The sequence below is a fragment of the Maribellus mangrovi genome (assembly GCF_037646455.1).
Taxonomy (GTDB): Bacteria; Bacteroidota; Bacteroidia; order Bacteroidales; family Prolixibacteraceae; genus Draconibacterium; species Draconibacterium mangrovi_A.
The window spans coordinates 364,531-372,390 of record NZ_JBBIXN010000003.1 but is presented as its reverse complement, the minus strand read 5'-3'; the positions used below and the strand labels follow the sequence as shown (position 1 = coordinate 372,390).

Annotated in this window: 4 protein-coding genes; 1 reads left to right on the top strand and 3 read right to left on the bottom strand. The window is 42.9% G+C overall.

Annotation, left to right across the window (positions count from 1 at the left end; translation table 11 throughout):
- The coding region (locus tag WFY05_RS14450) for a hypothetical protein (RefSeq protein ID WP_340113603.1) at positions 1–1,533 on the bottom strand (1,533 nt) is incomplete at its 3' end.
- Positions 1,534–1,774: 241 nt separating this feature from the next.
- Positions 1,775–2,410: a response regulator transcription factor gene (locus tag WFY05_RS14445; protein ID WP_340113602.1), complete on the bottom strand. Its 636-nt coding sequence runs from the start codon at positions 2,408–2,410 to the stop codon at positions 1,775–1,777.
- A gap of 1,889 nt (positions 2,411–4,299) precedes the next feature.
- Between WFY05_RS14445 and WFY05_RS14440 the strand changes: the two genes are divergently transcribed.
- Complete coding sequence (locus WFY05_RS14440; protein WP_340113601.1) at positions 4,300–5,040, top strand: hypothetical protein; 741 nt, start codon at positions 4,300–4,302, stop codon at positions 5,038–5,040.
- A 630-nt stretch (positions 5,041–5,670) separates the two neighbouring features.
- Here the strand turns inward: WFY05_RS14440 and WFY05_RS14435 are convergent.
- The coding region (locus WFY05_RS14435; RefSeq protein WP_340113600.1) for a T9SS type A sorting domain-containing protein at positions 5,671–7,860 on the bottom strand (2,190 nt) is incomplete at its 5' end.

Here is a 7,860-nt window from a genome sequence, read left to right as displayed (position 1 = left end):
AAGGTCTGTAGGGTTGCAGCCAAGATAATAACCTGGCTCTGCCGTGATTACAGGTGCATCCAAATCTACTTTCCAGGTGTAAGTAACAAAATCTGTTGTGGGTATACCACATGCAGTGGCAGTGTATTGAAATGTTTGTGTCCAAATACAGTTGTCCCCTTCTACCGGGATACCTTCTGTACATTCTACATCCACAGGATAAGAAGGATCATTACAAACCGTTGCTGTAACATCGGCACATGATGGCAAAACTGTTGGATTACATCCTAAGTCTTGATCTTCAGGAACACCAATCAATACCGGTGCTACCGGTTCTGCAGGAAGAACCTCTGCTGAACAGTCAGCACAGTTGTTTGGATCATTTTCATCACAAATTGTTACATAATAGATACCAGGTGCTAATCCGGTCAGATCCTGTTCAGTAGATGTAAATCCATCAGGACCGGTCCATGAGTAGGTATAACCTGCTAATCCTTCAGTTCCCTGAGCATGGGCCGTACCATCGTTAACAAAACAGCAGGTCTGCGGAGTTGCAGATGCTTCACATCCAACTGCTGGTGGTGCAAAAACTGCAGAAGCAGAAAGCTGCAGGTCCTGGTTACCCACGCTGTTTTTAAAGCTGATACCTTTTAAACGCATATGGTAAGGCGAACCGTTAATACCAGCTGCTGCCATAGATTCTCCTTCAGGTGTACCATCTACTGTTCCCCATGACAAGGTACATCCAATATGACCTCCCCAGGCTAGTACAACTTCATCCCCCCACGGACGGAAATAAATACGATAGCCCGTTGATGACTGGGCTTCAGCTAAATCACCTTCGTAATTAATTTTAACATCTGTAATTTCAGCATTGTATGCAGTGAAAAAAGTACCATGTGTTCCTTGTGCAAATGTTGCATGATTATCAAAACAATCACTGGGAGTAATAGTTCCACCGGGTTGCAATACATTCGGCACATTGTTATATGGTGCCATATCAGGTTTTAGAACAGCATATTCTGTTGAAAGTGGTTCTAGTGCAAAATAACCATCCCAGGGCTGAACTGTTTCTTCAGGATGTGGAGGTTCGAAAGCACTATGCGGCTGAAGATCATTACTCATATTCTGGAAATGAGTGATAAAATCAATCGCATGCTTACCGCTGTGTTTAATATCATATTCAATATCGATCCATGCTAATGCACCGCCATGAAGCGGATCACCTTCATCATCAACGGCACCGTCTTGAGCCGCTGCCGGAATACCATCAATATAAACACGATAAGGAATGGACCAGTTCTCAACATAGTGTCCTTTCGATTCGTTGACATTTCCCCTGATCCACGTTACAGGATCAATAGGAGTAACCAGACCTTGATTATCCGACCCACCATTTTGTGCCTGTTCAATAAAAGCACCAACCTGATTGGTTTTAAAATAATCAGTCCACTGCGCATTACTATTGAAGCTCAATAGTAAAAAAGCCAGCATACCGGCAAAACACAAAAGACACGCGCGCCATCTTTTGCTTAGAATGTAAGTTTTGTTCATAATCTGATAATTAAGATTAATAAATGTCCTTAATACTTCATTATCAAATCACTCAAAAAACGACCATCTGCGTCTCTGTTGCAAAGATTGGGATACTGGGATTTCTCCAAGGGGTATAAGTTCTTGCTAGTTGTCCTTATTTTGATGAAAAGTTACGGCGACTTTTGCACGAAGTCAATCAGGATTATTACGCATTTATGTGTAGCAACCAATTAAAATATGTCTTATTTATTCAGTCACATTACACCAGCATATGATTTCGGAAAGCATAGCGGACCATGGCTGCAGTTGAGTCGATTTTTAGTTTTGCCAGGATATTTCGTTTATGGCTTTCTACGGTGCGTGCACTGATATTTAATCGGAGCCCTATCTCCTTGTAAGTCAGCCCCCTTGAAAACAACTTCAGGATAACAACCTCCCTATCGGAAAGTTTTTGTTCTTTTTTTGTTTGGCTTTTCCCATTTTGAATGGAAGCTTTAAAGATTTCCCATACTTTTTCACTAAAAAACTCACCTCCGCCTTTTAAAGTTTTAATGGCACCAACCAGATCTTTCCCGCTAGCATCGTTAAATACAAAACCTTTTACACCCAGCCTGATGTATTCTTCAAAACAATCGGAGTAATACTGACTTAGGATCAGCAACACAGGAATTCTGGGGTAAGTTCGTCTGATCTTTTTCAGCGATCGCATCCCCGAATTATCCCCGTGGATGACATCCAGAACAATAACATCGGGGTTATCATCTTTTATCTGCTTAAAAAGATGGTCGCAATCTGTGGCATGTATGATGATATCGAAACCATTTGAATCCTTGAGTAAAGATTGAATTCCATAAGCAAACAGTGCATACTTCTCTAAGATAGCTATTCTACACATGGCGGTACATTTAAGGTTAGGTGAAATATGTCGGTTCAAAATTTTCTCTTTCAAACCAGGCACTATTTCAACCGGTATTTTTTAATTCAAATAAAGCAAACTATATCCTTTACTTTATCTGCAAATCAAACATCTTTAGAAGCGTTTCCGAAAATTGGTTTTTTAGAAAGGGACTTTTTTGAGACGACGGATATACAAGTTACAACAATATCCAAGACGATACAATACGTAATATCCCTTATGACCTCATCGGATACTACTTAAATAAACCGATATAAGTGATGCTCATTTCCTAATGATGGATGTCATTTTTTGGTGTTGAAAGACGAAAAAACGGGTAGCGTTACAACTCATCGAAGGACAATTAATCACCTCTTCGAAACAGAAAAAAGTAATTGTGGAGGTATAGAAAATTTGTAAGTAATCACACAGTTTTCACTCCTAAATCCCCTGAAGGGGACTTAAGCTTTTCGTCAGCTGACGGAGAAGCAATTTGTTACTATTTGTAATTTAATATGTGCACGAAAAGTTAAGAAGGATGGCGTCGTTCGTTTCTCTTCCTCGCCATGACAACGGTAGGGGGTGTAACCCGCAGCGGACAGAAACAGTTCCCTTAAAAGATAATACTCATTGTCCGCTGCTAATCATTTTCCAGTTCGAAACGTCATTGCGAACGGAGTGAAGCAATCTATTATAAGGCTGTCTTAGAAGTTTTTTTATGATGTATGAACTTAAAATTTGTAGGAAAGCTCATTTACATTGACTTTTCTCGTCCCCCTTGGAGAAGGGGGAAATGAAGGGGGATTGACTTCATGCACAAATTGTAACCTAATCCTCCGTTCCCGAGGACTCGGGACCACCTCCTTTAGCAAAAGGAGGACATTCTTAGTCCCAAATTGAAAATTCTACATTGAAAATTGTAATTACCTCCCGTCAGGTATCAAGGATCAATTATCGAGGAACGAGGAACAAGATGGCGTCGGTCTCTGTCAACTGACGGATCCCTCGCCATGACGATTGTAGGGGGGTTACCGGCAGCGGACATAAACAGTTTCGTCTTAAAATAATATTCATTGTCCGCTGCCATACTCTTCCGAGTTCGGAATGTCATTGCGAACGAAGTGAAGCAATCTAATATTACTGTACTTTAATTATAGTGCGCGTAGTCATAATCCAGATGGCGTCAGTCGTTGCTCTCCCTCGCCATGACGATGTGGAGGGTGTGTAACCGGCAGCGGACTAAGATAGTTTCCATAAAAGATAGTATTCGTTGTCCGCTGCCAAACAATTCTAACAGGAAATGTCATTGCGAGAGCCTACTCAAAAATATTTGGGTATAATGAGAAAATGACAGGAGGCTGTTAACACCATCTCCCCCAGCCTCCGTAAACTCCGGCTGCGTACTCCTCCTCGCTGGAGGAGAAATTCTTTTTCAAAACAAATATTGAAATACATACAAATATTCCAGCAAGAATATTTTCCCATCCTCCCCGAGGAGGGGTCCGGCTTCAGCCGGGGGGTGGTGTAGATGAACATGAAATCTGTCATTGGTAACGGAGTGAAGCAATCCCTTTATTCCCGAATGTTTGTAATTGCAATCCGTCGGCTGACGGAGAAGCAATCTGCCTTTTATTCAAATTGATTCTAAACTCTGTTTTTCATAATTTTATACCAATTAAGAACCAAAAACGCTGTTTACCCGGTTAAACCCTATTACTGAAAAAAAATTTTGAAACGACCCATAACGCTCACATTCATCTTTCGATGTATGTACACCGTGACTTTAAGGATTCCGGTGCATGATAAAGAGGCCACCTGCCCGGCCGGAGAACCTAGCAAGTGGCCCGTGTCAATAATCTTATATTATTAACTTTTTAAAACTAGTAAAAATGGCAAACATTGATGATTACAACGCCAAACTAGCCGAAATTCAGGCGATCCCTGATGAGGAAGTAAAAGAACCCGGTATTCCTGTGGATGTGGCGCTACAGGAAGCCGAAAATCTGCATCACTGGAGCTTAGACGATGCAACAGCATTACAGGTGGTTGGTATTACAACCGACATGATCGACGATCTTCCTGTGCGGGCCGGTGCCTGCCGTGAAGCACAATCCATCTGGAACAAAGACTATCGCTCGCAGCAGGAAGCCCAGAAACAATGGGCAGAACAATCTCCCGAAGCCTACGATTTCCGTGACGACCTGCTGGCTTCGCTGCGTTTTGCCTATCGGAATGACGATGCCCTGTTAAGCCGGGTAAGTGCCATTACCGAGGGTAACGGACATGCCGACATGATCCAGGATTTGAATGACATTGCGGTATTGGCCCGTGAAAATCAGGATCCGCTTACTGACATTGGTTTCGACCTCTCACAACTTGACCTGGCAGCTACCCGTGCCGACGAACTGGCCGATCTGCTGGCCGAAGCCAATGGCGACAAAGCCGATCCCAACGCATCGAAGGTCACCCGCGACAAGGCCTACACGCACATGAAAGTGCTGGTAGATGAGATCCGCGAAGCTGGTAAATACGTGTTTCGGAAGGATAAAAACCGCCTGAAAGGTTATTCCAGCCAGTACTGGAAAAAACAAAACCGTAAAAAAGCCGACGAGCCCGAAGTTGCTGAATAACAGCATCCTGTTACATTTTTGGGCGCCCTGTAACCTAACGGGGCGCCCTGTTTGTTTATACCCCTCCCTGTTTCATTTTTGAGCCTCCCTGTTAAACAGGGCGGCAAAAAAGTTAACAGGATTCAAAAAAAATGTAACAGGACGATTAAAAATCGTACAGGGCCACTCAAAAACCTACAGGGAGTGCCAAAAATGCAACAGGACCACAATCATCTTCATAAGACAAGCTTTATGTACCTGGAACCTTCCATATTATCGGAAAGGTTAGTACCTGTTTTTTCATTAGTTAGCTTTTTTAGTCAAGCTATTTTAGTATAATACAAAACCGCTGTAAGCCGCACGGGAAGTTCACCTGCTGTCCGTCAGCTGACGGATCAGCTGGTGAATAAGCGTTGGCAAATGGGATCTGTTCCTGAATAGGAATCGACTTCCACAACTATTGAGCAGGTGAGCCGAAGTCACCAGCTCAACTGCAGCCGAACAAATAAATTAGATGAGCCTACTCCCGCATTTCAAAAAAGAGAAGGAGGCCGGCGCTGACAGCCGGCCTCCTTGAACACCACTAAAGTATCGCCTCAAATAGAATGTTGTAAGTATACTTTAGCTATTTGATAAAAAATCAGGGTCAAATTATTCTTTGTAAATAACTCTGCCTATTTGGATGTCTCCATCCAGGTCTAAACGATAGATATAAACTCCGCTTATTTTATTCTCCGGTTCATAATCTATCGTATTCAGTACACCTGCCTCAACAGGACGATCGAGTATTCTGGCCACTCTCTGACCGGTTATGTTGTAGAGCTCAAGTACACCGTAAGCATCAACACCCGAAACAAATTCAAAGGTTACCTTATCCGTAAACGGATTTGGGTAAACTTTCAGGTTGCTGGCTTCCAGATCCGGATTTTCAATTTCTGCTGATTTTGACTTTTTCGGTTGTGACAGTAGTGCAGTACAACTACAGGTATTTCTATCAGCATCTTCTACATTGAAAGTATATGTACCAGCCGACAGGTTATCGAATGTCACGAGTTCACCCTCCAAAATTCCAGAAATGCAATCACCGCCTTCCATGCAGATAGTATATGGTGGTGTGCCTAATTCGGCAGAAACCACAGCATAGCCATCAGTGCCTTTGAATTCCGTAGGATCTTTTGGATCCGTAGTGCATATAAGGTCAGATATAGGAACTGGATCCGGCGGAACTCCAATTAATGCGGCTAACTCTTCACATGTTCTGCCGTTATTGTATTGGTCAAGATAATTACCAAGTTCAAGAGCATAACTTGCCGCATCCTTATCCTCCTTGGTTCTTGCTTGATTCAAGTAGTCCCCTGTTCCATCAAATCCAATTTCACAAAGGAAACCTTCAGCCTGCATTTCTATATCAATCATTACATCGCAGATACGAGCCCCGGCAGCCTGGTTTAATTGATAAGCCAGTAAATGTTTTGCCAGGTTATAAACAGGATCGCTTGCATGGTTATTAGCAGCTAAAGATATATCCCTGTTGTCAAGAATTTGTTGAGCAATTACACAATCTTCGCGTCCCAGGGTAAAGCTACACCATTCGATTCCAGGATAGGTAAGAATATCATCAAGAATAAACCATCCGGCTTCGGGACCGCCATTTAAGGCAGCTGTTTCAGCCTGGCCACCTCCGGTACATGTATTCCAGTTTTTCCAGTATCCAGGAGTACGCGGATCGCCTCCAGGATAGCTATTCACTACTTCAAAGAGTAAGGTGTTAACATACAAATCACAATCTGAAGCCGGAAGCGGAAAAGCACCGGCACCGGCACCAATGTCGAAGCATCTGTTACCTAAATCTTCAGGCGGATCATCGTCCGCATTCGGATTATAAGTCATTACATAGTCGTCAAGTATGCCATCTCCATCGGTATCAAGTTGCCATGTATTACCCCAGCCTGCAGGTATACCTTTTTCGCAAACCGTATACGTTTCATGGATGTTCAACGCATAAGAATCGAATAAATTGATAATACCATCAGAGCCAGTAGAAAATTCTATCAACGGTGTATTCTCAATACCATCTGTGTCAAATCCTTCTGGTCCTGCATATAATGCAAAATGCCAGTCATATTTGTCATCTGCCGGAAGATCTCTAACAAAAGTCAACTTATCAAGATTGATTTTGCTGCAATCCAAGGTAATTTTTTGAGTACATGTTGTAGAGTTACCACACTCGTCTTCAATATAGTAAACCCTGGTATAAACAGCAGGTTCTGTTAAAACATCGGGTAAATCCGAACAAGTTTCACTCAACAATTTAAATGAAGACGTATTAACTCCACAATTATCGTCTGCAGAACCTCCAGCTGTTTCAAACTCAGCAAAAGATGCATACGCTGCAGGTCGCTCGCAAACTTCCAGATCGCCTGGACAGGTTAACTCCGGCGGAGTAGTATCCACTACCTTAATTGTCTGTACACAAGTTGATGTATTGCCGACACAGTCTTTTGCGGTCCACGTACGTGTAATAACAGATTCCTGCGGACAATCTCCTGCAGCGATTTCATCGCTATATGCTACCTCAACTTCATTGTCACAGTTGTCAGTAGCGGTTGCAAATCCCGTGGCTGACGGGTCGGTGCTTTGGTCGCATTCAACGGTAGCATCAGCCGGGCAACTGATTGAAGGAGGTACATTATCCCTGACCGTGATCGTTTGCAAGCAGGTGGCGAAGTTTCCGGCACAATCAGTGGCGGTCCATGTTCTATAAATGGTTCCGTATCCACAGTCATCCAGGCTTCCTACATCGCTATAGGACAAGGCTGGATTTTCATCACAGTTATCAGA

What these genes read in the sequence shown, in the direction of transcription:
- WFY05_RS14445 (WP_340113602.1), bottom strand. Translation starts at nt 2,410, where the DNA reads ATGTGTAGAATAGCTATCTTAGAGAAGTATGCACTGTTTGCTTATGGA.
- WFY05_RS14440 (WP_340113601.1), top strand. Translation starts at nt 4,300, where the DNA reads ATGGCAAACATTGATGATTACAACGCCAAACTAGCCGAAATTCAGGCG.